Source organism: Halocynthiibacter namhaensis, from assembly GCF_000812685.1.
Lineage (GTDB): Bacteria > Pseudomonadota > Alphaproteobacteria > Rhodobacterales > Rhodobacteraceae > Halocynthiibacter > Halocynthiibacter namhaensis.
In genome coordinates this window covers 80359-105928 of the sequence record NZ_JWIF01000058.1, presented here as the reverse complement: position 1 = coordinate 105928, position 25570 = coordinate 80359, and the positions used below count along the sequence as shown (strand labels likewise).

The window sequence follows — 25570 nt, the reverse complement described above, 5'->3', positions numbered from 1 at the left end:
CAGAGATTTGAACATTATCGCCCCAGGAAACGTTGAAAATATGACATCGCAAACCCCGGATATTCGTCCGAAAGCCTGTGAAACTTGCCCAATTCGGGAACGTGCCGTCTGTTCGCATTGCAGCGGCAGCGAGTTGGAAGAACTTGACCAGTTCAAATATTATCGCACCTACGAGGCGGGACAGCCGATCATTTTTGCCGGTGATAAGCTGGAATTTGTTGGGTCGATCGTAAAAGGCGTGGCGACTCTGACCCAAACCATGGAAGACGGGCGCAGACAGATGACCGGGCTTTTGTTGCCGTCTGATTTCGTCGGACGCCCAGGACGTGAAATTGCGCTGTATGATGTGACCGCCACAACCGAGGTCGTCATGTGCTGCTTTCGCATTAAGCCCTTTGAGGCGTTGCTGGCCAAAACGCCGCACCTCAGCCAACGCCTGTTGGAAATGACATTGGACGAACTTGATGCAGCGCGCGAATGGTTGTTGCTTCTGGGTCGTAAAACAGCACGCGAAAAAATCGCCAGCTTGCTGAAATTCATCGCCAAGCGTGAATTTGGCCAAACCGTGAATGTGTTGGAACTGGATATCTGTTTTGACTTGCCTCTAACGCGTGAAGCGATGGCGGATTATCTGGGGTTAACCTTAGAAACGGTCAGCCGCCAGATCTCGGCGCTTAAACGCGAAGGCATTATCACACTTAAGAAAAATCGCAGCGTGACCGTGCCTGATGTCGAAAAACTGTTTCGCGAAACCGGTGATGATCACGCCGCATAACATCTGCACAGTTGTGACCATGCAGATGTTTTTGTTATAGACTTAATGTGCAAACAGCACAGGCCGTTCGATGTTTTGCAGCATATCACGTGTCGCGCCGCCTAAAATGGCCTCGCGGAAACGGGAATGCCCATAGGCGCCCATGACCATCAGTCCAGCATCGATATCTGACATGTGGCGCATCAAAACATCTGACACGCGCGGCATGGATTTAGACAGAACAGAGATCTCAGCCGTCACGCCATGGCGGGCCAACATTTTGGACAATAATCCGCCTGGATCGGATCGATCGGGGCTGTGTACGGGCGGATCGATGACCGCAATAGAGACCAAATCAGCGGCTTTCAGAACGGGCAGGGCGGCGCGAATGGCCCCCAAAGCTTCGGGGCTTTCGTTCCAGCCGATGACCACGCGTCTTGCGTCAATTCGGTCGAATTTCTGTGGGCAGACCAACAAAGGCACCCGCGCATCAAACAATGCTGATTCGCAAATCGCTTCGTATTCCGCCCCTTTTCCAGGGCCGTATGGCTGCGGCATAATTACCAAATCAGAGAAGCGCGCGCGCCCTGAAACATAGCGATTTAGCAGGGGTAAATGCACCACCCCTTCGTCCACTGCCCAGCGGATATCTTCGGCCTGTAAACGGGTTTTTGCAGCGCCAGAAATATCAGCTGAGGCCGCCACAGCATCGTTGCGAGCATCTTGTTGAATCAATGCGTTAGCGCCTGCGTATAAATGCGCAGTCGGGGTGCGGTCGATACCCATGGCAAGCACATCAAGATGGGCGTCTGCCTGGCGACTGATCTCAATTGCCGCCGAGAGCGCCGAGCTTTCCAGATCCGCATCCGGGATCACCGTCATGATCGAATTGTAACCCATGCTGGGTCTCCACTTCTTTGAAATTATCTGTGGTGACATTAACCTGATGGCAGGGTGAAATGTTTGACATGGATCAAGGAATGGCAGAGCGCATCATTCCATAGCACTATTACACGGGAAAATGCGCCTCGAATCTAGGGGCGCGACGGAAGGAGCAACTTCATGTGGGACTATGTGAAAATTGCCGCGCTTGCGGCGATCACCCTACTGGCAGCGATTGCGGCATCTTATGCACGCGACATCGCCTACCAGGTACACGCGGTGATCGTTATGCTTGTCGCGGGCGGACTATTTCTTTGGACAGTACGGCGCGCGGACGAAATACCCGCGCCGGTGACCGGGGAATATATGGATGATGTGATACGCTACGGTGTTGTCGCGACAACATTTTGGGGCGTTGTGGGGTTCCTTGCCGGAACCTTTATCGCGTTTCAGCTGGCTTTCCCTGTACTGAACTTTGAGTTCTTGCAAGGATTTGGTAACTTTGGTCGCCTGCGCCCGCTGCACACATCTGCTGTGATTTTCGCTTTTGGTGGGAACGCTTTGATCGCGACCTCCTTCTACGTTTTGCAACGTACCACTGCGGCGCGCCTCTGGGGTGGAAACCTCGCTTGGTTTGTGTTCTGGGGATATAATCTGTTCATCGTTTTGGCGGCGACGGGTTACCTTTTGGGTGCAACGCAATCTAAAGAATATGCAGAACCTGAATGGTATGTGGATATCTGGCTGACCATTGTATGGGTCGCTTATCTGCTTGTCTTTATGGGCACTCTGATGAAACGCAAAGAGCCACATATCTATGTTGCCAACTGGTTCTACCTGGCCTTCATCGTGACTGTGGCCTTGCTGCATATTGTGAACAATCTATCCTTGCCAGTTTCCCTGTTTGGTTCCAAATCCGTTCAATTGTTCTCTGGTGTGCAAGATGCCATGGTTCAATGGTGGTATGGCCACAATGCTGTGGGCTTCTTCCTGACTGCGGGTTTCTTGGGGATGATGTATTACTTCGTTCCAAAGCAAGCTGAACGTCCAGTTTATTCTTATAAACTGTCGATCATTCACTTTTGGGCGCTGATCTTCCTGTATATCTGGGCTGGTCCTCACCACCTGCATTACACCGCTTTGCCTGACTGGGCTGGTACATTGGGGATGGTTATGTCCATCGTTCTGTGGATGCCGTCCTGGGGTGGTATGATCAACGGTCTGATGACCCTGCAAGGGGCTTGGGACAAGCTGCGCACCGATCCAATCCTGCGTATGATGGTTGTGTCTTTGGCGTTCTACGGCATGTCCACCTTTGAAGGTCCGATGATGTCAATTCGCGCTGTGAACTCTCTGTCACATTACACCGACTGGACCATTGGTCACGTGCATTCCGGTGCGCTTGGTTGGAACGGTATGGTGACATTTGGTGCGCTTTACTTCTTGTTCCCTAAACTTTGGAACAAAGCCGGCATCTATTCCAACAAAGCCATCAACTGGCACTTCTGGTTGGCTACTGTGGGCATCGTTCTTTATGCGGCATCCATGTGGGTGACCGGCATTATGGAAGGCCTGATGTGGCGTGAAGTTGATGCGAATGGGTTCCTTGTGAATACGTTTGCGGACACTGTTGAAGCTAAATTCCTGATGTATGTGGTTCGGGGTCTTGGCGGGGTTATGTATCTCACCGGTGCGCTGATCATGGCATGGAACCTCTGGATGACTGTTGCGAAAGGGGCGCCAAAAGAAGACGCCACCCCCGCAATGGCACCCGCAGAATAAGGAGCGCCTGATATGGGAATTCTTGATAAACACGGCGTCATTGAACGTAACGCAACACTTCTTCTGGTGGGCAGCCTCGCGGTTGTTTCCATCGGGGGGATCGTGGAAATCGCACCTTTGTTCTGGTTGGAAAACACCATTGAGGATGTCGAGGGCATGCGCCCCTATTCCCCATTGGAATTGACCGGGCGTGATATCTACATTCGCGAGGGTTGCTATACGTGTCACTCGCAGATGATCCGTCCAATGCGTGACGAAGTTGAACGTTACGGCCATTATTCATTGGCGGCAGAAAGCAAATATGACCACCCGCATCAGTGGGGGTCAAAACGTACAGGGCCTGATATTGCTCGGGTTGGTGGTCGTTATTCTGATGAATGGCATGTTGATCACCTGCGCGACCCGCAATCTGTGGTGCCTGAATCCATCATGCCGAAATATGCCTTCCTTGAGGATAATATCCTTGATGGCGAATACATCGGCGATCTGTTGGAAACGCACCGTATGGTGGGGGTTCCTTACACAGATGAAATGATCGAAAATGCGCGTATGGATTTCACCGTTCAGATTGATCCTGATGGTGATTGGGATGCTATGGTCGAACGTTATCCAGGCGCGCAAGTGCGTAATTTTGATCGCAAACCTGGCATCTCTGAGATGGACGCATTGGTGGCCTATTTGCAGATGTTGGGCACGTTGGTTGATTTCTCAACCTTCACACCTGACGCAAGTCGATAGGGGGTCGAAATGGAAACCTATTCGATCCTAAGGGAATTTGCCGACAGCTGGATGATGCTGGGGCTGTTCTCATTCTTCATCGGTGTGGTGTTCTGGGTCATGCGCCCAGGAGCCACCCGCACTTACAGTGATACTGCCAATATCCCATTTCGGCATGAGGATGCCCCAATCGTGGATGTCCAGCCTGAGGAGACACGCTAATGGCTGCTAAGAAACCAAATGAAAAACCAGACTATGGCACCACAGGGCATTCTTGGGATGGCATCGAAGAGCTGAACACACCTATGCCGCGTTGGTGGCTGTGGACTTTGTACCTGTGTATCATCTGGGGGATTGGCTATGTGATTGCATATCCGGCTTGGCCCATGATCAATGGCGCAACACCGGGTCTTTTGGGGTATTCCACACGTGGTGAAGTCGCCGCCGAGATCGCACGTTTTGACGAAGCCAATGCGCCGATGGAAGAACTGTTGGTTGCGACGCCACTGAATGAAGTTGAACAGCTGCCAGAGCTGAATGGCTTTGCGAAAAATGCAGGCCAGGCAGTGTATAATACCTGGTGCGTTCAATGTCACCAATCTGGCGGTGCTGGCGCGCAGGGATATCCTGTCTTGGTCGACAACGACTGGCTTTGGGGTGGTTCCATTGACGAGATCTACACCACTGTGAACCACGGTATTCGCACCGAAGATGACGCGGATGCACGGTATTCACAGATGCCAGCCTTTGGTGAGTTTATGTCCGAAGAGGAAATCGCATCACTTGTGTCCCATGTTCAGATCATCGCGGGCCAAGACGGCAATGCTGAATTGGCCGAAGCAGGGGCGGCGTTGTTCTACGACAATTGCGCATCCTGTCATGGTGATGAAGGCAAGGGCGACCGTTTCCAAGGCGCACCTGATCTGACCGACCGCATCTGGTTGTTTGGTGGCGATACTGCTGCGTTGACAGAAACCATCACGAATGCCCGCTTTGGCGTTATGCCATCCTGGAGCGCACGTGGCATGTCCGAAGCCGATATTCGCGCTGTGTCACTTTATGTTCACCAGTTGGGCGGTGGCGAATAAGCCACCGGCCAACCGGCCAACCAATACCAGAGGTCACCACTTCTGGTCAGGCACCGATCCCCGTCCTGTTCGCGCGTTTCCTGGGGGTCGGTGCTGCCATTATTCAGCGTCACTTTGACCGATGTCAAAGATTACTTAATACGGCTTTAATAGCCATGACGCACAACTGTAAAAGAACGGAGCTCATCCGTGAGTGATTCCCAGCAAGCCCCCAGCCTCTATGCTGCCCGCGAGCCTGTATTCCCAAAACGTGTCTATGGTCGATTTCGTAACCTGAAATGGTTGATCATGGCCGTGACCCTTGGGATCTATTACCTGACGCCGTGGATCCGTTGGGATCGTGGGGCCGAGCTTCCTGATCAAGCCGTCTTGATTGACCTGGCCAGCCGCCGTTTCTATTTCTTCTGGATCGAAATCTGGCCCTATGAATTCTATTTCGTTGGTGGGCTTTTGATCATGGCCGGGCTTGGTCTGTTCCTGTTTACCTCGGCTTTGGGACGCGTTTGGTGCGGATATACTTGCCCACAGACGGTCTGGGTTGATCTGTTCATTCTGGTGGAACGCTGGATTGAAGGCGACCGCAACGCACGCCTGCGCTTGCATCGTCAGAAGAAAATAGATTTCCGTAAACTACGCCTGCGTCTGACAAAATGGTTGGTTTGGTTGCTGATTTCCGTCGCGACCGGCGGGGCTTGGGTGTTTTACTTTACCGATGCGCCTAAACTTGCCGTTGATCTGTTCACGTTCAACGCCAATGTCGTGGCCTACACAACCATCCTTGTGATGACAGCGATGACGTTTATTTTTGGTGGCTTCATGCGTGAACAAGTGTGCAATTACATGTGCCCATGGCCGCGCATCCAAGCTGCGATGATGGATACGGACACATTGACCGTCGCCTACCGTCATTGGCGCGGAGAACCCCGCGGTAAGGCTAAAAAAGGTGTCGTTGCCGAAGGGCAGGGCGATTGTATCGATTGCATGGCCTGTGTGAATGTTTGCCCGGCGGGCATTGATATTCGTGAAGGTCAGCAGATGGAATGTATCACCTGCGCTTTATGTATCGATGCTTGTGATGAAATCATGGATAAGATCGGCAAGCCACGTGGTTTGATCGGTTACATGGCCCTGAAAGATGAAACCTCGGAAACCTCAGGCATTGCCCCTGTCAGCCCTTGGAAACACATCTTCCGCCTACGCACTATGATTTACACGGGGCTTTGGTCGCTGATTGGTGTCGGCTTGATGTTCATGTTGTTTATCCGGTCTGACATCGATATTTCTGTCTCGCCTGTGCGCAGCCCGGTTTACATTACCATGTCTGATGGATCTATTCGGAACGCCTATGACATCCGCCTGCGTAACAAACATGGCGAAGCGCATTCCTTTGCGATGGTCGCACGTTCAGATGTTCCAATGCAGTTGGAAGTCGAAGGCGAGGATTATGGTACAGTCACTGTACCCGCCGATGAATTGCGCACTATTCGGGTGTATCTGACGGTGCCGGATGCCTCTTCTGCGGCCAACAGCAAGGTCACTGACGTGCGGATCTGGATCACAGATGAAGCAAACGGGGACCGCGCGCATGCGGACACCGTGTTCAATGGCCGCGATTAACGAAAGAAAGAACTGATCATGAATACCCCACATGAAGACACCGGTTGGAAACTGAATGGCTACCATGTTTTTGGTCTTTTCGCCGCCGGTTTCGCGGTGATCATTACGGTTAATCTGTTTCTGGCCTACAGTGCGGTGAGGACCTTTCCTGGGCTGGAGGTGAAGAACTCCTACATCGCCAGCCAGGATTTTGACGTAAACCGGGCCCGTCAACAGGCGCTGGGGTGGCAAGTGGAAGGTTCGATCGAGGATGGCATTCTGCGCGTCGAAATCCGCGACGTGAATGGCGCCCCGCTTGAGGTCGCGCAACTTGACGCAATCGTTGCGCGCCGCACACATGTGCGTGATGATTTTACGCCGAACTTCGTATTTGACGGAACGGATTATGTCGCGAACGTCGACATGGCATCTGGATCGTGGCAGCTGCGCTTGTTGTTGCGCGCGCCAGATGGCACCGAATTTCAACAACGCCACAATCTGTGCGTGGACGATCCAGAATGTAAGGCCAATGACTGAAACGATGTCCTATTCCGCATGCCCTGCCTGCGCGGTTGCACCTTCGGCGCAGGACATTGCACAAAGCCAGGTGGCATTGCAGGGCGATATCCTATTGTCCTTGCCCACCGTACATTGTGCGGGGTGTATCTCGGCTGTGGAACGCAAACTGACGTCCATGCCCGGCGTGACTTCGGCGCGAGTGAACCTGTCATTGAAACGGGTCGCCGTGGCGACCAAAACAGCACTGAGTATCGAAGACCTGATCGCAGCGCTGGCTGCGGTCGGCTATCCAGCGCATGAACTTGACAGCACCGCTTTATCGGTTGGTGCTGCCGATAAAGCGGCCCGTAGCATCCTGTTTAGACTTGGGATTTCTGGGTTCGCAATGATGAATGTCATGTTGCTGTCAGTTGCGATTTGGTCCGGTGCCGAAGCTGCAACGCGTGACATGTTTCATTGGATTTCGGCTGCCATCGCTCTTCCCGTAATCACCTGGGCCGCACAGCCGTTTTTCCAGAATGCCTGGACGGCTTTGCGCACGGGTCACCTGAATATGGATGTGCCGATTTCCTTGGCGATCCTGCTGGCTGGCGGGATGAGCTTATTTGAGGTCCTAAATGGTGGCGAACACGCCTATTTTGATGCGGCTCTGTCACTGACATTCTTCCTGCTGGCTGGACGTTATCTTGATCAACGCACGCGCCGTGCCGCGCGATCTGCCGCCGAGGAATTGACAGCTCTGGAGGTGCCGCGTGTCGTGCAGTTGACACCGGATGGCGAAGTTGTTGTGCCCCTTTCCGGCATTGCGGTGGGTGATACCGTCTTGGTGCGTCCAGGCGCGCGTATCCCGGTGGATGGCGTTGTTTCAAAAGGCGAAAGCGAAGTGGATCGCGCTTTGCTCACCGGGGAAACCCTGCCTGTCGCCATCGCCACGGGCACCATTGTCAGTGCCGGAGAGGTCAACCTAACGGGTCCGTTCGAACTGACGGTGCATGCTGCGGGGCGTGACAGTTCGCTTGCGCGGATGGCGGATTTGGTCACGATCGCGGAAGGGGCGAAAAACCGTTACTCATCCCTCGCGGATCGCGCGGCTCAAATCTATGCGCCCGGCGTGCACTTGCTCGCATTTTTTGCCTTTATCGGCTGGTTATATGCCTCCGGTGGTGACGTGCGTCTGGCCCTGAATATCGCAGTCGCGGTTCTTATCATCACATGCCCTTGCGCCTTGGGCCTTGCGGTTCCAGCCGTGGTCACCGCCGCGTCAGGCAATCTGTTTCGCAAAGGATTGCTTGTGAAGAACGCCACCGCCCTGGAACGCCTGGCCGAGATCGATTGCGTGGTTTTCGACAAAACCGGCACATTAACCGATGGCGACGTGGTTCCGGGCACTTTGGATGGGCTTACCCCTGAACACCAATCCCTTGCCTTGGCTTTGGCGTCTCAGTCTGATCACCCTTTGGCGCAGGCCTTGACGAAAGCATTGAACACGCTTGGTGTCGCGCCTGTCATGCTTACGGATATTTCTGAAGCGCCCGGCAAAGGCGTTGAGGCGAAACATCTTGGTCATCGGGTCGCGCTTGGTCGTGCGGAATGGCTGGGCGCGACGGCAGGCGACAGCACGGCGACATGGCTTCAAGTGGACGATGGCACTGTCATTCAGATCCCGTTTTCAGATCACCTGCGCCCCGATGCCATCGATACGATTTCTGCGCTCCAATCAAGCGGCCTTCCTGTTGTTCTGCTGTCGGGTGATAACACAACCGCCGTGAAATCAGCTGCTTTAGAACTTGGGATCAGCGACTGGCACGCCCAGATGCGGCCCGAAGATAAGGCACAGAAACTGTCTGAACTTTCCGAGGCTGGCCATAAGGTGTTGATGGTCGGCGATGGTTTGAACGACACAGTCGCATTGGCGGTGGCCCATGTGTCGGTCTCGCCGGCCTCTGCATTGGATGCGGCGCGTGTCGCGTCTGACATCGTACTGTTGGGCAACCGTCTTGGCGCGATCTCTGATGCGCGCGCGATCGCACGTTCAGCGCGCAAACGCATTCTGGAAAACTTCGCGATTGCTGCTGGTTACAATGCGATTGCGATCCCGGTTGCTTTGCTTGGTTTCGCGTCGCCTTTGGCCGCAGCCCTGGCAATGTCGACATCATCTATCAGCGTGTCTTTGAATGCGCTACGGTTACGCAGTGCAGGGCAGGGGGACAAAAAATGAATGTATTGGCGTGGTTGATACCAGTGTCACTCTTCCTTGGCGGGTTGGGCTTGGTGGGATTCGTCTGGACCCTGCGTTCAAGCCAATATGAAGACCCGGATGGCGACAGCCAGCGGATCTTGTCCGACGATTGGGATGATCAACCCCGCCCATAACAGGCGGGGTTCTTCGATGTCAGGCGATTGTTACAGTCACGCTGGGCAACCCGTTGATTTCCACCGTGCAACTGTCGCCAGAGACAAGGGGCCCAACCCCATCTGGCGTGCCTGTGAAGATCAGATCCCCGGCGGCCAAAGTCACGAAGCGGGACAGGTATGCGATGATTTCTGGGACAGACCAAATCATCTCGCCTGTGGTGCTGTCTTGGGTAGCAGCCCCGTTCACCACTGCGCGGATCTGGGCTGCATCCACGCCAGAACACTGTGCCAGTGGAAGGATTGCGCCGCAAACTGCCGCGTTATCAAACCCTTTCGACATGTCCCATGGACGACCAGCGTTCTTCGCATCCGATTGCAGATCTCGCCGAGTCAGATCATTGCCTGTGGCATAGCCCCAGACGTGATCCATGGCATCAGCTGCGGCAATCTCAACGCCACCCTTGCCAATCGCGACGACAAGCTCGGCTTCATGGTGAAAATTCGTGGTCATCTGGGGGTAGGGGATGGTTGCCCCATCTGCGACCAAAGCGTCAGCGGCTTTGCTAAAGAAAAAGGGCGGATCGGATTTTGGATCTCCGCCCATTTCACGCACGTGGTCGGCATAGTTCTTGCCGACACAAAAGATGCGACGCACGGGAAAGCGCTGATCACTCTCGTGAATCGCAACAGAGGGCTGCACAGGGGCAGGGAATATATATTGGGTCATGGGTGGCTCCTTCCGGGGCAGTTTTGCCCGGAAGGAAGCAAGGTGCAAGGCCGCAAAATTACGGTCTTACAACTTCGCAATCTTGTGATCTGGCTTGCAAGCGGCGGCAGGCCAGTTGCGCGCGGTCCTGGGACAGGCCTGTGAACTTGGCTTCAAAGCCACCGCCACCACGGCTGACCCGACGCAATGTGCCATCCAGTGCCGAGGTCTCGGCCAATGCCGTGCGCAGTAAAACGCGTTCTGCTTCGAATTGTGACCCGTATTTGCCCAAGCTCACACCCCAATCGCGCCCACCTGAACCAGACAGGCGTGTGATGATCACGGGCTCCTGTTGTACGGGTCGGGATTCGGGCACGATGGTGTTGATCACCGGACGCGGGGTGTCGGCAGTTGGCACAAAGCGGGCAGGCAATGTTTCCACCGGCGGGGTGCTGGCAGCCTCAACTGCGGCCAAAACTGTCGCTGTTATCTCAATCACTTCCGGTTGGGGTTCGACCTGTTCGGGTTGGTTTAGCACCGGTCTTGGCACTTCAATTGACTCGACTTCCGCAACAACAACTTCTTCTACGGGTTCAATGACTGCAGCCTCTACTTCTTGTGCGTTTTCAGCCGCTTGGATCTCTTCAACCGCGCTTGCGATCTCGTTTTCCAATGCGGTCAATAGATCCTCATCAGGGGCAGGCGCTTCGGGTGCTTCTGCGACACGGATGGGGCGCAAGACTGGCACAAGCGAGGTCGTCACTGCCGTCACCAAACGTGTGGGTGCGGCCGCCGCAACTGCGGGTGTGCTGCCGGTATATCGTGGCCGGGCCGGGCGGCGTACAGCCACGCGTGTGGGGGCGCGTTCAAAGCCCATGTCAAGCAATTGCGCGACGCGTGCGTTGCGGGCGGCGGATGAGCTGCCACCAAACATAGTCGCAATAATGCGTTCGCTGCCGCGTTCAGCCGAGGCCACCAAATTGGAACCCGCAGCCCGCGTGTATCCGGTTTTGATGCCATCTGCGCCGCGATAGCTGGCCAGAAGACGCCGGTTGGTGTTGTTGACCTGGCGAATGCCGGCATCGGTGGTGCGCCGCGAGAACAGGTTGTAATATTCTGGATAGTCATAAAACAGATGCCGACCAAGGGCCGTCATGTCGCGCGCGGTGGACAAATGCCCAGCTTCCGTCAAGCCATGCGCATTGCGAAATGTCGTGCGAGACATGCCAAGCGCGCGTGCGGTTCGGGTCATGCGGCGGGCGAAAGCCGCCTCTGATCCTTCGATCGCTTCACCCAATGCGGTGGCTGCGTCATTGGCACTTTTCACCGCAGCCGCGCGGATTAGATATCGCAAACGGATGGTTTGACCCGCACGAAGCCCCAGCTTTGACGGTGGCTCAGCCGCGGCATTGCGCGAAATGCGCACCTGTGTGTCCAATGAAATTTCACCGTTTTCGATGGCTTCAAACACCACATAAAGTGTCATCATCTTGGTCAAAGATGCGGGATGTAAGCGTGTGTCTGCATTGCGCGAATGCAAGACCTCGCCTGATCGCGCGTCGATCACCATAGCTGCATAGGGCGCCGCCGTTGCGAAACCTGTGAACAGCACAATTGCCAAAAAGAAATAGAATGCCCCTGAACGGAGCAAATACCCAAGACGTGTCATCACGTCGCCTGCCTTTTTTATCTGCCTCATGCCGCCGAATTTTTCGGTCAGCTTATTATTATTACCTTGATGCTAACACAGGGTCCGGATCTGGAAAACCTTTATTTTTCATAGCACTCAGAGCTGTGGTTAATCCGCCGATGACTACAAGATATTGTGGTGACGGGCGGTCGGGATCTATATACCTTGTGATCTCAGTAGGCGCGCGGGCAGGGTTTTCTGGTTTCCGATCTCAAAATGCAGCCGCGTGCCATGTCGCGTTTCGGTATGCACCAGCGCCCAAGCCCCGCACATATTTCCCTGCATCAGATTCTATTTAGGGGGCGTATCTTGCGGCTGTATCAACGGCAATTGTGGTTAATCTGGGGGGATTTCTCCGACATTAACGGAATGCCCCTTTTCACGGGTGTTCAGGGGGCTATATACTCTGGGCGACCCTTGCGATGGAATGTTATTTTGCACGACTTGACGAAAATGAACGCAGAACGACTGATGACAGTGATGTCATCGGATGACGGCGGGGATGACGCGGATGGTGACGTCGGCACGCTGACCCGAACCAAACCGAAAACGCAACGTCCACCGATGTATAAGGTCATGTTGTTAAACGATGATTACACGCCGATGGAATTTGTCGTACATATTCTCGAACGCTACTTCAGCTTGGATCACGCCGCCTCCTTTGAGATCATGCTGATTGTACATAAGAAAGGTTTGGCGGTCGTTGGGACCTACACCCGCGAAATCGCAGAAACCAAAGTTGCACAAGTCATGGAAGCGGCGCGCCAGAATCAACACCCGCTTCAATGCACCATGGAAAAAGAGTAAAATTTTATGCTGTCTGCCAGACTTCCCTCCGCGCTAGAAAGCGGTCTTTTCCTGTTGCCTGAAGATGGCGACATTTTGATTTTTGCACCAGAGACTGAGGCCGATCTGTCGACCCTGCCCAAAGATCGTGTGATCATTATCGACGACTTTTATCCCAACGTCGAAATGCGCAAAGCCCAAGGTTTTCGTGTGCAACAGCAACTGCCCGATCAGGCCGCGGCGGCGGTGATTTGCATGCCTCGGTCCAAAAGCCTGGCCCGCAAATGGGTGGCCGAGGCCTGTGCCCGCGTCACCGGGCCGATCGCGATTGACGGCAATAAGACTTCCGGGATCGAGAGCATCCTGAAAGCCACCAGAAAGTTGACGCCGACATCTGACGCGTTTTCACGCGCACATGGCAAACTATTTATCCTGTTGCCCGTGGCGCAACGCGGCGAAGCCTTCACGTCATGGCACGCAGGCATGGCGCCTGGCCCTGATGGGTTCACAACTGCACCCGGCGTGTTTTCAGAAAGCAAAATTGACAAGGGCTCGTCTGTGCTGGCCTCTGTTTTGCCGTCACGCCCGGGCCGCCGTATCGCGGATCTTGGTGCGGGCTGGGGGTATTTGTCGGCGGGTATGTTGCAAAACCCTGATATCGAAACCGTACATATCATCGAAGCCAGCAAGACTGCTTTGGACTGCGCCCAGAAAAACATCACAGATCCGCGTGCGAAATTTCACTGGGGGGATGCGCGGTCAATCAGATTGTCCGAGCCCGTGGATGTGGTCGTAACCAACCCGCCTTTCCATGTGGGACGCGCCGCTGAACCCACGTTGGGCCAAGCATTTTTGACCAATGCCGCTGAGCTGCTGACACCAAAAGGCACGCTTTGGGTCGTTGCAAATCAGGGCCTTCCCTATGAGGCAACGCTGAAAGAACACTTCCGCACCGTGGATCAGGTGGTGCTGGAAAGTGGCTTTAAAGTGCTCAAAGCGATGATCCCCAATACGCGCTCTCGTGCCAAACGATAAATTCGCATAAGCTCAGCTTGTTGAAACGCTCCTTAGAATCACAACACGGATGAACCATGTCATTTTCGATTTCCGGTAAAACCGCGATTGTCACCGGGGCCGCCAACGGCGTCGGCCTCGCCATTGCCCGCCATTTTACTGCGGCCGGCGCAAATGTTGTCTTTGCCGATCGTGACGAAAGCAAGTTGCGTGACGAGTTGGGCGAGATCTCTGAGGACAGCAATGTGCGCTGGTTCGCTGGCGATTTGCGCAAGAAACTGACCATCGCGAACCTGCTGTCTGCCACGATTGATGCCTTTGATCGGGTGGACATCCTTGTGAATGCGGCCCGCCAAGTTGAACCATCCAACCCGCTGGAACCAAAAGAAGATATGGTTGCCGAGCTGATGGATCAGAACCTTATGTGTTCCCTTCGCCTCAGCCAAGCGGTCGCAAAACGTATGATCGCGCAATCGGATGGTGATGCGCAGGATCAGAACTGCTTGGGGTCGATCATTAACCTTAGCTCGATTGCGGCACGCCACACCCATCCAGCCTTGCTTGCCTATTCCATGAGCGCCGCAGCATTGGAACAAATGACCCGGACTTTGGCGGTCGCACTTGCGCCAGAACGTATCCGTGTGAACGCGGTTGCGATTGGTTCTGTGCTGAGCACCAGTCTGCTGAATGAACTGAAAGCCAACGACAATTACCGCGCCGAGATCGTGTCACATACGCCGATGGGCCGCATAGCGCCCCCCAGCGAAGTTGCAGAAGTCGCGCAGTTTTTTGCCTCTGAAAGTTCGGCATTTGTGACGGGGCAGGTCTTGAACGTTGATGGTGGGCGCACATTGATTGACCCGGTCGCTGTCCCTGCGCATTGATTAATCTTCTGCGGGGAACTCTGCGGTGCAGCGTGCCAAAGCCGCGCCGTATTCCTGAACCAGAACATCCCGACGGGCGTTTAAACCGTCAAGTTTGCGCTGTTCCGCCAGCGGATCAATCGCGACTTCCTTGTCAGAAACGCGTGTGACGTGATGATTGCACCAGCGCAGGCTGTTGTTCACATCATGACAAAAGCGCAGCTCAAACCCTGGTCGCAATTCCTGCTCGACCCGATATCCCCGACCAATATCCAGTTCGAGCTGCGAAATAAGGCTTTCAACCCGCAGCAATTCTTCAGAGGCACTTGCCTCACAGCGTTCGCGTGGGGTGCTGCAGGCGGAAATTAAGATTGCCAAGGGCAACATCCAAGCCGTGTGGAATTTCATGATCCTGCGCGTCCTTATGGGTAACATCAAAACTTTTACATCTATACCTGCGCGAATAAGCAGCGTGTTGGAACGGCATATGCGGTCCAGCATAATTGCTTACATCGCATTAACAACAGACCGGCGGGACACAGAGATACCCCGCCGATCTGAATTTTATCATCAAATCAGGCCAGCTGATTGAAAAATTGTCTTCATGTCGTTTTTGGGGCGTGGGCCGATGTGACGGATACATTCCGCAGCGGCCGTGGTGCCCATTTTACCACATGTTTCAAGTGTTTGACCTGTTGCCAGACCATAAAGGAAGCCAGCGGCGAACATGTCACCTGCACCCGTTGCATCCACGGGCGTGACGCGCTCAACTGGGATCTCGACTTTCTCGTCACCACGGATGGCAATCACGGGGTCGCCGGAACGGGTGCAAACAACCAGTTCACATTCCTTGCGGGCCATTTCCAAAGCGTCAACGACGTTCTCTTGCTCGTACAGCGAACACCATTCTTCTTCATTGCCCAGAACGAAGTCCAATTCGTCCTTGACCAAACGGCGGAAATCATCGCGGTGACGATCCACACAGAAGGGGTCAGATAGGGAAATCCCGGTTTTACCGCCAGTGGAACGACAGGCTTTCGCCGCCGCTGTAAAGGCTGCTTTGCCTTCTGGCTTGTCAAACAAATAGCCTTCCAAGAAGATATATTCCGCATCAGATGCGACGGCCTCAGACACATCCGCCGGGCTGATATCCGCAGAAATACCGAGGTAAGTGTTCATGGAACGCTCACCATCTGGTGACACAAAAATCATGGAACGCGAGGTCGGCAGATCGCTGTCTGTCACCGGTGGGTTCACAAACGCCGTGCCGCCCGCTTCGGTGCCTTCCACATAGAACCGGCCCAATGCATCATCGCGCACGCGGCCAATCAAAGCGGTATCCAGACCCAAGGCACCAAGCGCCGCCAAAGTGTTGCAAACGGAACCACCAGGCGCCTGAACACGTGTTTCCATCGCACCGTAAAGCGTCTCTGCGCGGTCTTTTTCAACCAGCTGCATAATGCCTTTTTCGATCCCCATATGGTCAAGGAACGTGTCATCACATTGGGTCAGCACATCAACAATAGCATTACCAATGCCTACGACTTTGTATTTCTTGCTCATCGGGGTCTCCGGTTTTACGGGTTACAGGTTTTTATCTTCAAACAGGCAGAGATCACGTATCACGCAATTGCTGCACATTGGTTTACGCGCCTTACAAACATAACGTCCATGCAGGATCAACCAATGATGGGCGTGATGTTGAAATTCGGCGGGGATGTTGTCTTCTATCGCACGTTCCACAACGTCCACATCTTTACCAGGGCAAATACCGCTGCGATGACCAATGCGGAAAATATGCGTGTCCACCGCTTGCGCCGGTTGTTTGAACCACATGTTCAACACGACATTCGCGGTCTTGCGCCCAACCCCTGGCAGGCTGACCAAAGCGGCCCGGCTTGATGGAACTTCACCGCCATATTCATCCACAAGGATTTGTGCGGTTTTCATGACGTTCTTGGCTTTTTGGCGAAACAAGCCAATGGTTTTGATGTGATCCGTCAGGGCATCAATCCCCAGATCCAACATTTTCTGCGGCGTATCCGCGACCTTAAACAATTCCTTCGTCGCCTTATTCACCCCCACATCCGTCGCCTGCGCGGATAAGGCGACAGCGACCACCAATGTATAGGCGTTGGTGTGATCGAGTTCGCCCTTGGGTTCAGGTTCAAGGTCTCGAAACCGCGTGAAGATCTCCTTCAACACGGGATAGGACATTTGCTTGGCGGGTTTGGCTGGGCTAGAAGTCATGCCCGGTTTTATGCCCGGATGTGGGGCAGGGGTCCAGTGTTTAGCGGACGTTTAGCTGACCTGCACCCAATAGGCCAACAAACTGACGCTATATAGCGTGTCGACCGTAAAACAACTGAGCGTATACCAACTGAAAAACGGCACTCCCGCCCCCCGGTGCTTGGCAATATCCCAAACGCCGTGGCTGAAAATGGCCGCGATCACAAAGATCGGAGCAACGAAAACCCCTAGGATGGACGCGGTGATCAACACTGTCGCAATCAGGGCTTCGATCTTGATGTGTTTGGGCTGTTTTAAGGCCTCGGTCACATAGGTGAAATTCATGATGATGGAAAAGAACGCCGCGATGATCCAGACATGCACGGGGGGCAATTGCCAGTGGGATAAGACCAAAAACAACACATAAAGCGCGGCTACCAAGGCAAGCGGCTTTTGACGGCTCTCGAAAAAGGGATGCGTATGGGGCATGGGGAACTCACTATGATACCAAGTGCCGGCGGTATACCTTACGCCTAGGGAAGCATGAACTGTGGTGGAAGACCGCAGGCAAAATCACAGTGATGTACAAGCAATCATGTGGTCCAACGTGCGCTTGGGATCAGGTTCGAACTTATGCGTCAGACATTGACGCAACATCTTTGGCCTTGTCCAAATCCAACCAAAGCTTTCCTGATCTGTACCCGCCCTTGATAAGGTGGCCGGGATCAGCAACTTCGGGATAATCCTGTGCCCAGTCGCGAAAGCGGTCATTGGTTACGATCCGTGTGCCCAGGTCGCGTGCGGCTTGCAAAATATAGGGATCGGCGGGGGTGCCTTTGGGGACAACCATGATTTGATCCGTCGGCAATCCCAACATACGCCCCATGCGTTGATCGTGAATATATTGGTGTTCAAGTAGATAACCAGCATTTGCGTCAAACATCACCCCAACGGTAAAGCCAAGTTCCCTGAGCTTCTGCACCACATCCTTCACGGTTTGAATTTGTGGCGTTTCACCGTTCCAATACATCACGTTGGACCCATCCATCACGATCCATTTTTGAGGGTTCTGAGGTGGTCTGGCAAAGGCGGCGCGCAACAAAAGTATTGCGCTCGCAATTGCGGACGGCAAGGCCACCAGGCCCAAATCGGACCAACCAGGCAGCAAAAAAGCAACACAAACACCGGCGAGAGACAGCAGGAACAATAGGGCAGGGATGATCATTTATCGTAGCTTTGAAGTGGGATGCAAATGGCGAATTATATGTGTTTATACGTTGCACGCTTGTTGATGGCTTTCAATCTAAAGATGCATGAATTCTTAGAAATTTTCCTAGGGGCACTCTTTATCCATCAGTGCATAGAAATCCACCAATCGCTTGCCGCGTTCATCCCGGAACCGTTCACCTTCACTCAGCCCGCGTATGCGATCAAGGCGGAACATGCGGAAATCTTCGCGCAGCTCGCACCAGCCAACAATCGTCCAGACCTTGCCCCAAAACCACAGGCCCAGCGGGCGGATAATGCGCGTGGTTTGCGCCCCTTCAACGTCGGCGTAAGCAAGCGATAAGCGCAGCTTTCTGTCACAGGCGGTCTCGATCTGATCAATCCGCGCGCGCACGTCATCATCCAAACCGGGTGACGATAGCGCATGAATAGGCACGGCCTCGGCATGAACACGATCCCGATCCGGCAACACGGCGTTGATTTTCACAAGTGCTTCTTCGGCGGCGGCGGCCATTTCGGCACCACCCCAAGCCTTGATCAAACGCGCGCCCGCCACCAGCGCCGTGATTTCCTTATGGGTGAACATAAGCGGCGGCAGATCATAGCCGTCGCGCATCAAATAACCGACCCCGGCTTCGCCATCAATTGGCACGCCGGAACCGATCAAATCCGCAATATCACGGTAAATAGTGCGGTCCGAAACTTCCAAACGATCCGCCAGCATCCGCGCCGTGGTCAGGCGACCACCGCGCAAATATTGCACAATCTGAAACAGTCGGTCCGCACGCCGCATGGGTTAATTCCCTTCAAACAACCCGATGGAATTTCCATCAGGATCAATACCATAGACGAAACGCCCAGCAGGAATAACCACCGGATCCCCCGCCAGAACTTCACCACCTGCGGCTTTGAAACGTGTGGCGGCATCTTCAACATTGTCAGGAACCGCCAGATGCAACGTCGCACCGGACCCGTCCTTTGCGGGTTTGCCTTCATAGATATTCGCGGCCACGCCCTGGCCGTCCGCCGTTGGGATGAGGGCAATCATATTTGGCCCCATATCCATCTTTTCTAGATCATATTGGAACACAGCCCCATAAAACGCGATGGCGTTTTCCAGGTTGGTCACAGGGATCTCGGCCCAAACGAGGGCGTTTTGAGGTTTGAAGTTTGCAGTGGTCATAAGCCGTCCTTTCAGTTTCTACGCGCCTTATGACAGCCCCCTCCTGACAGCATTATGTCAGGAGGGTTAGAACCACCGCAATCCGTCTTTGGTTTCACCCTTGGGGTTGTATTCACCGCTGACAACGCCCTCATAGTCCGCTTTATCCAAGGCTTTGAAAAATGCTGGGAAATCATAGCCATCCACAGGTTCATGACGTTTGGGGTACCCGCTCACTTGAATATGTTGGATCAGATCGCCGTGCTTTCTCCAAAGCTGCAACGGATCATGCCCCATGTTCATCGCATGAAATGTATCCAGCAACATTCCGGCATTTGGGCGATCTACTTTTGCCAAAATCTTTGCCGCTTGATCAAAACTGTTCAGCCCGTATCCGGGCACGGCTTGGGGGCTGATCGGTTCAATGACAAAGCTTTGATAGGGCTCCATGTCGCAGGCCTGGATCAGGTTTTCAGTCAGAACATCACTGGCGTCATCACCGGCCAAACCCGCCATGACATGCACATGTGTTGCGTCCAATATGTCAGCCATATCAATGGTTTTCACCATCTGACTGAGAAACGCAATCTGCTGATCTGCCTGGGCCGCAATGCCCCAGGTTTCGCCGCGTGGCGTGTCCATCAAGGCAAATTCAAGATCCGCATTCTGGGCAAGACGGGCCAGTTCTTCGGGGCTTTCCTCGGCCTCATCAGGCCAAAGCAATTCCACCGCATCAAACCCGGCATCCGCCGCCGCTTGAAACCGTTTTGCCAAGGGGATTTCTTGAAACAACATCGTTAAATTCGCACAAAAACGAGGCATCTAAACGTCCAGTTCTGTTGAAGGAATAACCGGGAAAAACTGCCCAGACGACCACAGCCCAAACCAGCTTTCACCGTCCAGATCTTTATGCGCGCCAATGTCCACCAGCCGATAAAAGCTTTTGCGATCAATAAGCGCTTCCAAATTCGCCCGGATCAAAACATAGGGTGATGGTTCGCCAGTTTCGGGATCACGCGCCACACGAATGGGGTTTTCGGGGCCCGCCACCGCCACATCATCCACATGGGTCGTGAAGGTCAAAACCTGATCCTCACCAGCACCAGTCACGTCAAAATCAATCGCCACAAAGGGCGCGTCATCGACGGTGATTCCGACTTTTTCAACGGGCGTCACCAGAAAATAATCGTCCCCATCCTTGCGAATGATCGATGAAAACAGCTTCACCAATTCCTTGCGGCCCATGGGCGTCCCAAGATACCACCACGTCCCATCACGCGCGATCCGCATATCCAGATCGCCGCAAAAGTCAGGATTCCACAGATGCACCGGGGGCGGGCCCTTTTTACTGGCCTTTTTCACCGCAGATGCGAGGTTTTCCGCCGATGGGGCGGCAGTTTTCGGGTCACTTGTTGGTTTTGTCATTTGTTCTTTGCACCAATCCGGCCTTTAATACGCATATTCTATTACGACCTTAACCACAGCGGGGGCATATCACCATGGCAGAAGCGGAAAATCTTGTCGCAGAGATCGAAGCATTGGGCGAAAAACTGGCCCAAGCAAAATCCGAGATCGCCGGGCGCTTCATTGGTCAGGAACAGGTCGTTGATCTTGTGTTGACCGCTTTGCTGTCTGGCGGTCATGGCCTGTTGATTGGTCTGCCGGGCCTTGGCAAAACGCTGTTGGTTGAAACCCTTTCCACCGTCATGGGGCTTGATGGCAGTCGCGTTCAATTCACGCCTGACCTGATGCCTGCCGATATTCTGGGTTCAGAAGTGTTGGAAACCAAAGCCGACGGCAGCCGCGAATTTCGCTTTATTGAGGGTCCGATTTTTTGCCAACTTTTGATGGCGGATGAGATCAACCGCGCCTCTCCACGCACCCAATCCGCATTGCTTCAGGCCATGCAGGAAAAAGAGGTCACCATCGCGGGCCAACACCGCCCCCTTGGCAAGCCCTTCCATGTGCTCGCCACGCAAAACCCGATTGAACAAGAGGGCACCTATCCGCTGCCCGAAGCCCAGCTTGACCGTTTCCTGCTACAGATCGAGGTGAATTACCCCAACCGTCAGGTGGAACGCGACATTCTTTTGGCCACCACGGGTGTGGATGAAGGTATCGCCAAACAGGTTTTTAACGCCGATGATCTGCTTGCGGCCCAGACCCTTCTGCGCCGTATGCCCGTGGGCGAAAGTGTCGTTGATTTAATCCTTGATCTCGTGCGCGCTTTCCGTCCTGATGATAGTCAAGCGCCTGAAATAACACGAAATTCCGTATCTTGGGGGCCGGGTCCACGTGCGGCCCAAGCCTTGATGCTTGCCGTGCGCGCCCGGGCTTTGCTTGACGGTCGCCTCGCGCCTTCCGCTGATGATGTTGCCCAGCTTGCCCGCCCGGTTTTGATGCACCGCATGGCGTTGGGATTTGGTGCGCGCGCACAGGGTCAGGACCTTGGCGCAGTAATTGATCAGGTCACCAACGACATCCTTGCGCAATCCACTCGCAAAGGGGCCGCCGCGTGAATCATCCCCCGGTGACAGCCCGCGCATTGCGCCGGGGTGGCGCGGAAATATCGGCAAGCCTGCCACCGCTTTTGGCCGCCGCTGAACGTCTGGCCCAAACCGTTCTGCCCGGCCTTCATGGTCGCCGGCGCGCGGGCCAAGGGGATGAGTTTTGGCAATATCGCCCCGCCACAGACAGTGATGAATTGCGTCATGTTGATTGGCGTCGTTCCGCGAAATCAGACGTAAATTTCATCCGCCAAAGGGAATGGCAACTGGCGCGAACCGTGATGTTCTGGGTCGATCCTGGGGCCTCAATGCGTTACAGCAGCGACAAAAACACCCCCGAAAAATCAACGCGCGCGTCCATTTTGACCCTGGCCTGTGCCATGCTTTTGCAGCGCGGCGGGGAACGGTTCGGTTTGATCGGCGCGACCCCCTCTGATGACATTTCTGCGGGCAGCGGCGACACGCAAATCCTGCGCATGACCCAAGCCCTTGAAGCATTGAACACCGGCGAGGCAGATGACTTCGCCAGCCCCGATCTGCGTACCTTACGCCCCAATACACAACTGGTGATCCTTTCCGATTTCCTGAATGATCCCAAGGTGTTCTCACAGGCCATAGATCAGGCGTCAGCCGCTGGTGTCACAGGGCTGACCTTGCAAATCCTTGACCCGGCTGAAGAAGCATTCCCCTGGCAAGGGCGCACAATATTTGAAAGCAAATCCGGTGCGCTGCGTCATGAAACCCTGCGTGCAATTGATCTGCGCGACCGTTATCTTGACCGCCTGAATGCCCGCAAAGCCCAGATCCGCGATCACTCCACAGGCGCCGGCTGGCAGCACAGTTGCCACCACAGCGACGCTTCTGCCGCCACGGCACTTTTGTGGATGTACCAAGCGCTTGAAAGGCGACATCTATGATCACTTTCGGCCCCCTTGGTTTCACGACCCCCTTGATGCTTTGGGCACTGCTTATCTTACCCGTCATCTGGTTTTTACTGCGTGCCGTACCACCTGCACCCGTGCGTCGCATCTTTCCGGCCGTGGGGCTTTTGCTGGGTCTGAAAGACCGCGACAGCCAGTCAGACCGCACACCGTGGTGGTTGCTTTTACTGCGCATGATGGCGCTTGCCTGCGTGATATTCGGCCTGTCCGGGCCAGTGTTAAACCCCCAAATCGCCCGCGAAGGCGATGGGCCGCTGTTGGTCGTCCTTGATGGCAGCTGGGCCTCGGCGCGGGATTGGCAGCAACGCCAAAGCCATGTGATTGAGATCATTAACGAAGCAGGTCGAAATGCACGGCCAGTTGCGGTTGTTTCGCTTACAGATTTGCCCGTGGGCGATCTGACGTTCACCAGTGCCGATACCGCCCGCAGTCAAGTCGCTGGCTTTGCGCCGGCACCTTGGCAACCCGACAGCGATCAGTTTGCACAATGGGCGACGGCACTGTCCGACCAAGCGTTTGACAGCTTCTGGTTTTCCGATGGCCTGGCCTATGACGGGCGGGGGGATATCCTGGATACCCTGTCAGACTTCGGTCGGGTGACGGTCTTTGAAGGGGCGCGTCCGGTCTATGGTTTGGAACCCGTCGTGTTTGAAGATGAACGTCTGGAATTTACGGTACGCCGCGTGGCAAACGCCACCGCCTCCGAGGTTCAGATCAACGCCATTGGGCCGGATCCTTCCGGGCGTGAAGTCATCCTAGGCGCAGGCAGCGCAAACTTCGTTTCAGGCGCGGACACGGCGACAATGTCGCTTGCGATGCAGCCCGAATTGCGCAATCGTGTACAGCGTTTTGTGATCAAAGATCAGGCCACTGCAGGCGCTGTCAGCTTGGCGGATGATGGCCTGCATCGCCGCGAGATCGCCTTGATTTCAAATGCAAATCAGGAAGGTCTGGATCTGCTTGATCCGCTGTATTACCTGCGCAAAGCATTGGAGCCCGGCGCTGATATTCTGACCGGGGAATTTGGTGATATCCTGCCCGCGTCACCCGATGTGATCATCCTCGCCGATGTTGCCGACCTGCCTGCGAATGATAAAAAAGCCCTGACCGAATGGGTCGAACAGGGCGGTCTTTTGCTGCGCTTTGCAGGCCCGCGTATGGCCGCAAGTGATCTGTCGCGCGACCGCGAAGATGGGCTTATGCCCGTGCGTTTGCGTCGGGGCGGGCGTTCGCTTGGGGGGGCCATGTCCTGGGGTGATCCCAAGGGGCTTTTGCCCTTTGACGACACGTCGCCTTTCTATGGCTTAACCATCCCAGATGATGTCTTGGTCACCTCACAAGTCGTCGCGCAGCCCGATCCAAACCTTTCTGATCGCGTGATTGCTGCGGTTGAGGACGGCATCCCGTTGGTCACGCGCAAACGCTTGGGGCAGGGCCGTGTCGTGCTGTTTCACACCACCGCCAATGCCGATTGGACCAGCCTTCCTCTGTCCGGTCTCTTCGTGTCGATGTTGGAACGTTTGTCCGTTTCCACACGTCGCACGGCGGCCGCCCCGGACGCCCTCGCTGGGACCACCTGGGCCCCGGATCGCGTCTTGGATGGGTTCGGACGTGTCCATGAGGCCAAAGATCTGGCCGGTGTGGATGGCGAATTGCTTGTTCAAGCGCGTCCAAGCCGCCAAACCCCCCCCGGCCTTTGGCGCATGGAGGGTCAAACCATCGCCTTAAACGTCATGCAAACCGGCCAAGAACTGGCAACAGCCCGCTGGCCTGCGCATGTCACTGTCGAAGGGTTTGAGGGGGCGAAAGAAACCCTTTTGTCCGGCTGGTTTCTGTTAACCGCTTTGGCGTTTCTGTTGGTCGACGCGCTTGCGACTTTGGCGCTGACGGGGCGCTTGGGGCTGTCTGGATTGAAACGCACGGCGGCGGTCATGACGATGGTCGCTGCTGTCGGTTTTTTGACGCCATCAGAGACAGTCGCCCAAGCCAATATCAGCGCGGATCAACAGGCGATCTCTGTCACATCTGAGGTCACATTTGCCCATGTTTTAACCGGTGATGATGCGGTCGATAACATCGCCAAAGCGGGCCTGCGTGGCCTTGCGCGTGTGTTGATTTTGCGTACATCCATTGAACCTGCCTTGCCCGTTGGCGTGGATGTTGAACAGGATGAATTGGCCTTTTACCCCTTTTTATATTGGCCCATCAGCCCGGTTCAACCGGATCTATCCGATGCTGCCATTGCCCGGTTGAACGCATATTTGCGCACGGGCGGGATGATCCTGTTTGACACGCGTGACGTTGGGCTTGCGAGCAGCAATGGGCCAAACCAACGCAAATTGCGCGACCTTGCGGGGGTGTTGGATATTCCTGCTTTGGAAACCGTCCCGCAAGACCATGTTCTCACGCGGGCGTTCTATCTGTTGCAGGAATTTCCTGGCCGTCATCGAAGCCCCAATGTTTGGGTCGAAGCGGCCCCCGCCCGCCAAGAAAAAATCGAAGGCATGCCCTTTCGAAACCTTAACGATGGGGTCACCCCTGTGGTGATTGGGGGCAATGATTGGGCCTCGGCTTGGGCGGTCACGGAACGTGGCCAATATATGTTGCCCGTGGGTCGCGGGCGTGCTGGGCGTCAACAACGCGAGATCGCTTTGCGCTTTGGCGTCAATCTGATCATGCATGTGCTGACGGGCAACTATAAGTCCGATCAGGTGCATGTCCCTGAGCTGCTGCAACGGTTGGGAAATTAACG

The 25570-nt window shown here is 54.8% G+C and carries 27 protein-coding genes; 15 read left to right on the top strand and 12 right to left on the bottom strand.

Going from position 1 to position 25570, the window contains the following annotated elements:
* The first annotated feature begins 40 nt into the window (after nt 1–40).
* Nucleotides 41–775: a transcriptional regulator FnrL gene (gene fnrL / locus RJ38_RS11770; protein WP_039019068.1), complete on the top strand. Its 735-nt coding sequence runs from the start codon at nt 41–43 to the stop codon at nt 773–775.
* A 42-nt stretch (nt 776–817) separates the two neighbouring features.
* Here the strand turns inward: fnrL and RJ38_RS11765 are convergent, their stop codons facing one another.
* The gene (locus RJ38_RS11765; protein ID WP_039019067.1) at nt 818–1654 is read right to left on the bottom strand and encodes a universal stress protein; all 837 of its coding nucleotides are present in this window, start codon (nt 1652–1654) and stop codon (nt 818–820) included.
* 162 nt (nt 1655–1816) lie between these two features.
* On the opposite strand from RJ38_RS11765, the gene ccoN reads away from it, so the two are divergent.
* The 8 genes from ccoN to ccoS all read left to right on the top strand — a co-directional run bounded on the left by ccoN (nt 1817) and on the right by ccoS (nt 9711).
* On the top strand, nt 1817–3418 hold the full coding sequence (ccoN, locus tag RJ38_RS11760; RefSeq protein ID WP_039019066.1) for a cytochrome-c oxidase, cbb3-type subunit I: 1602 nt from the start codon (nt 1817–1819) through the stop codon (nt 3416–3418).
* Between the two features lie 12 nt (nt 3419–3430).
* Nucleotides 3431–4156 (top strand): cytochrome-c oxidase, cbb3-type subunit II, encoded by a 726-nt coding sequence (gene ccoO, locus RJ38_RS11755; RefSeq protein ID WP_039019065.1) that lies wholly within the window; start codon nt 3431–3433, stop codon nt 4154–4156.
* 9 nt (nt 4157–4165) lie between these two features.
* Nucleotides 4166–4357 carry a CcoQ/FixQ family Cbb3-type cytochrome c oxidase assembly chaperone gene (locus RJ38_RS11750; protein ID WP_039019064.1) on the top strand — a complete coding sequence of 64 codons (192 nt, stop codon included), beginning with the start codon at nt 4166–4168 and terminating at the stop codon, nt 4355–4357.
* A complete protein-coding gene (ccoP, locus tag RJ38_RS11745; RefSeq protein WP_039019063.1) occupies nt 4357–5223 on the top strand; it encodes a cytochrome-c oxidase, cbb3-type subunit III in 867 nt (288 codons plus the stop codon). Before RJ38_RS11750 ends, ccoP begins: the two co-directional genes overlap by 1 nt.
* 189 nt (nt 5224–5412) lie before the next feature.
* Entirely contained in the window at nt 5413–6840 is a 1428-nt protein-coding gene (gene ccoG / locus RJ38_RS11740) for a cytochrome c oxidase accessory protein CcoG (protein ID WP_039019062.1), read from the top strand.
* Nucleotides 6841–6858: 18 nt separating this feature from the next.
* Nucleotides 6859–7356: a FixH family protein gene (locus RJ38_RS11735; protein ID WP_052245350.1), complete on the top strand. Its 498-nt coding sequence runs from the start codon at nt 6859–6861 to the stop codon at nt 7354–7356.
* Complete coding sequence (locus RJ38_RS11730; protein WP_039019061.1) at nt 7349–9556, top strand: heavy metal translocating P-type ATPase; 2208 nt, start codon at nt 7349–7351, stop codon at nt 9554–9556. The genes RJ38_RS11735 and RJ38_RS11730 overlap by 8 nt, the downstream gene beginning before the upstream one ends.
* Nucleotides 9553–9711 (top strand): cbb3-type cytochrome oxidase assembly protein CcoS, encoded by a 159-nt coding sequence (gene ccoS, locus RJ38_RS11725; RefSeq protein WP_039019060.1) that lies wholly within the window; start codon nt 9553–9555, stop codon nt 9709–9711. Before RJ38_RS11730 ends, ccoS begins: the two co-directional genes overlap by 4 nt.
* 19 nt (nt 9712–9730) lie before the next feature.
* Here ccoS and RJ38_RS11720 read toward each other — a convergent pair whose 3' ends face one another.
* Both RJ38_RS11720 and RJ38_RS11715 read right to left on the bottom strand, forming a co-directional pair.
* Nucleotides 9731–10420 carry a fumarylacetoacetate hydrolase family protein gene (locus RJ38_RS11720; RefSeq protein WP_039019059.1) on the bottom strand — a complete coding sequence of 230 codons (690 nt, stop codon included), beginning with the start codon at nt 10418–10420 and terminating at the stop codon, nt 9731–9733.
* A gap of 58 nt (nt 10421–10478) precedes the next feature.
* Nucleotides 10479–12068, bottom strand: a complete 1590-nt coding sequence (locus RJ38_RS11715) for a D-alanyl-D-alanine carboxypeptidase family protein (RefSeq protein ID WP_202903883.1) — start codon at nt 12066–12068, stop codon at nt 10479–10481.
* Nucleotides 12069–12560: 492 nt separating this feature from the next.
* Between RJ38_RS11715 and clpS the strand changes: the two genes are divergently transcribed.
* From clpS to RJ38_RS11700, 3 genes are read left to right on the top strand one after another with little or no spacing between them, the layout of a single operon-like run.
* On the top strand, nt 12561–12896 hold the full coding sequence (gene clpS / locus RJ38_RS11710) for an ATP-dependent Clp protease adapter ClpS (RefSeq protein WP_420319419.1): 336 nt from the start codon (nt 12561–12563) through the stop codon (nt 12894–12896).
* Between the two features lie 6 nt (nt 12897–12902).
* Nucleotides 12903–13910: a class I SAM-dependent methyltransferase gene (locus RJ38_RS11705; protein WP_039019058.1), complete on the top strand. Its 1008-nt coding sequence runs from the start codon at nt 12903–12905 to the stop codon at nt 13908–13910.
* 56 nt (nt 13911–13966) lie between these two features.
* Nucleotides 13967–14773: an SDR family NAD(P)-dependent oxidoreductase gene (locus RJ38_RS11700; protein WP_039019057.1), complete on the top strand. Its 807-nt coding sequence runs from the start codon at nt 13967–13969 to the stop codon at nt 14771–14773.
* On the opposite strand, the gene RJ38_RS11695 is transcribed toward RJ38_RS11700, so the two are convergent.
* The 9 genes from RJ38_RS11695 to RJ38_RS11655 form a co-directional block, all read right to left on the bottom strand.
* The gene (locus RJ38_RS11695; protein WP_039019056.1) at nt 14774–15160 is read right to left on the bottom strand and encodes a hypothetical protein; all 387 of its coding nucleotides are present in this window, start codon (nt 15158–15160) and stop codon (nt 14774–14776) included.
* A 162-nt stretch (nt 15161–15322) separates the two neighbouring features.
* The gene (locus RJ38_RS11690; protein WP_039019055.1) at nt 15323–16315 is read right to left on the bottom strand and encodes an adenosine kinase; all 993 of its coding nucleotides are present in this window, start codon (nt 16313–16315) and stop codon (nt 15323–15325) included.
* A gap of 21 nt (nt 16316–16336) precedes the next feature.
* Complete coding sequence (gene nth, locus RJ38_RS11685) at nt 16337–17002, bottom strand: endonuclease III (RefSeq protein WP_039019054.1); 666 nt, start codon at nt 17000–17002, stop codon at nt 16337–16339.
* Nucleotides 17003–17053: 51 nt separating this feature from the next.
* A complete protein-coding gene (locus RJ38_RS11680) occupies nt 17054–17470 on the bottom strand; it encodes a hypothetical protein (protein ID WP_039019053.1) in 417 nt (138 codons plus the stop codon).
* A gap of 142 nt (nt 17471–17612) precedes the next feature.
* Nucleotides 17613–18206, bottom strand: coding sequence for an NYN domain-containing protein (locus RJ38_RS11675; protein ID WP_039019052.1), 594 nt, complete (start codon nt 18204–18206; stop codon nt 17613–17615).
* A 108-nt stretch (nt 18207–18314) separates the two neighbouring features.
* Nucleotides 18315–19001, bottom strand: coding sequence for a helix-turn-helix transcriptional regulator (locus RJ38_RS11670; protein ID WP_039019051.1), 687 nt, complete (start codon nt 18999–19001; stop codon nt 18315–18317).
* 3 nt (nt 19002–19004) lie between these two features.
* The gene (locus tag RJ38_RS11665) at nt 19005–19391 is read right to left on the bottom strand and encodes a VOC family protein (RefSeq protein WP_039019050.1); all 387 of its coding nucleotides are present in this window, start codon (nt 19389–19391) and stop codon (nt 19005–19007) included.
* Between the two features lie 66 nt (nt 19392–19457).
* On the bottom strand, nt 19458–20192 hold the full coding sequence (locus RJ38_RS11660) for a hydroxypyruvate isomerase family protein (RefSeq protein WP_039019049.1): 735 nt from the start codon (nt 20190–20192) through the stop codon (nt 19458–19460).
* Nucleotides 20193–20795 carry a DUF1285 domain-containing protein gene (locus RJ38_RS11655; protein ID WP_039019048.1) on the bottom strand — a complete coding sequence of 201 codons (603 nt, stop codon included), beginning with the start codon at nt 20793–20795 and terminating at the stop codon, nt 20193–20195.
* Between the two features lie 74 nt (nt 20796–20869).
* On the opposite strand from RJ38_RS11655, the gene RJ38_RS11650 reads away from it, so the two are divergent.
* From RJ38_RS11650 to RJ38_RS11640, 3 genes are read left to right on the top strand one after another with little or no spacing between them, the layout of a single operon-like run.
* Nucleotides 20870–21889, top strand: coding sequence for an AAA family ATPase (locus RJ38_RS11650; protein ID WP_039019047.1), 1020 nt, complete (start codon nt 20870–20872; stop codon nt 21887–21889).
* Nucleotides 21886–22794, top strand: coding sequence for a DUF58 domain-containing protein (locus RJ38_RS11645; RefSeq protein WP_238321689.1), 909 nt, complete (start codon nt 21886–21888; stop codon nt 22792–22794). The genes RJ38_RS11650 and RJ38_RS11645 overlap by 4 nt, the downstream gene beginning before the upstream one ends.
* Complete coding sequence (locus tag RJ38_RS11640) at nt 22791–25568, top strand: DUF4159 domain-containing protein (protein ID WP_039019046.1); 2778 nt, start codon at nt 22791–22793, stop codon at nt 25566–25568. The genes RJ38_RS11645 and RJ38_RS11640 overlap by 4 nt, the downstream gene beginning before the upstream one ends.
* Nucleotides 25569–25570: the final 2 nt, after the last annotated feature.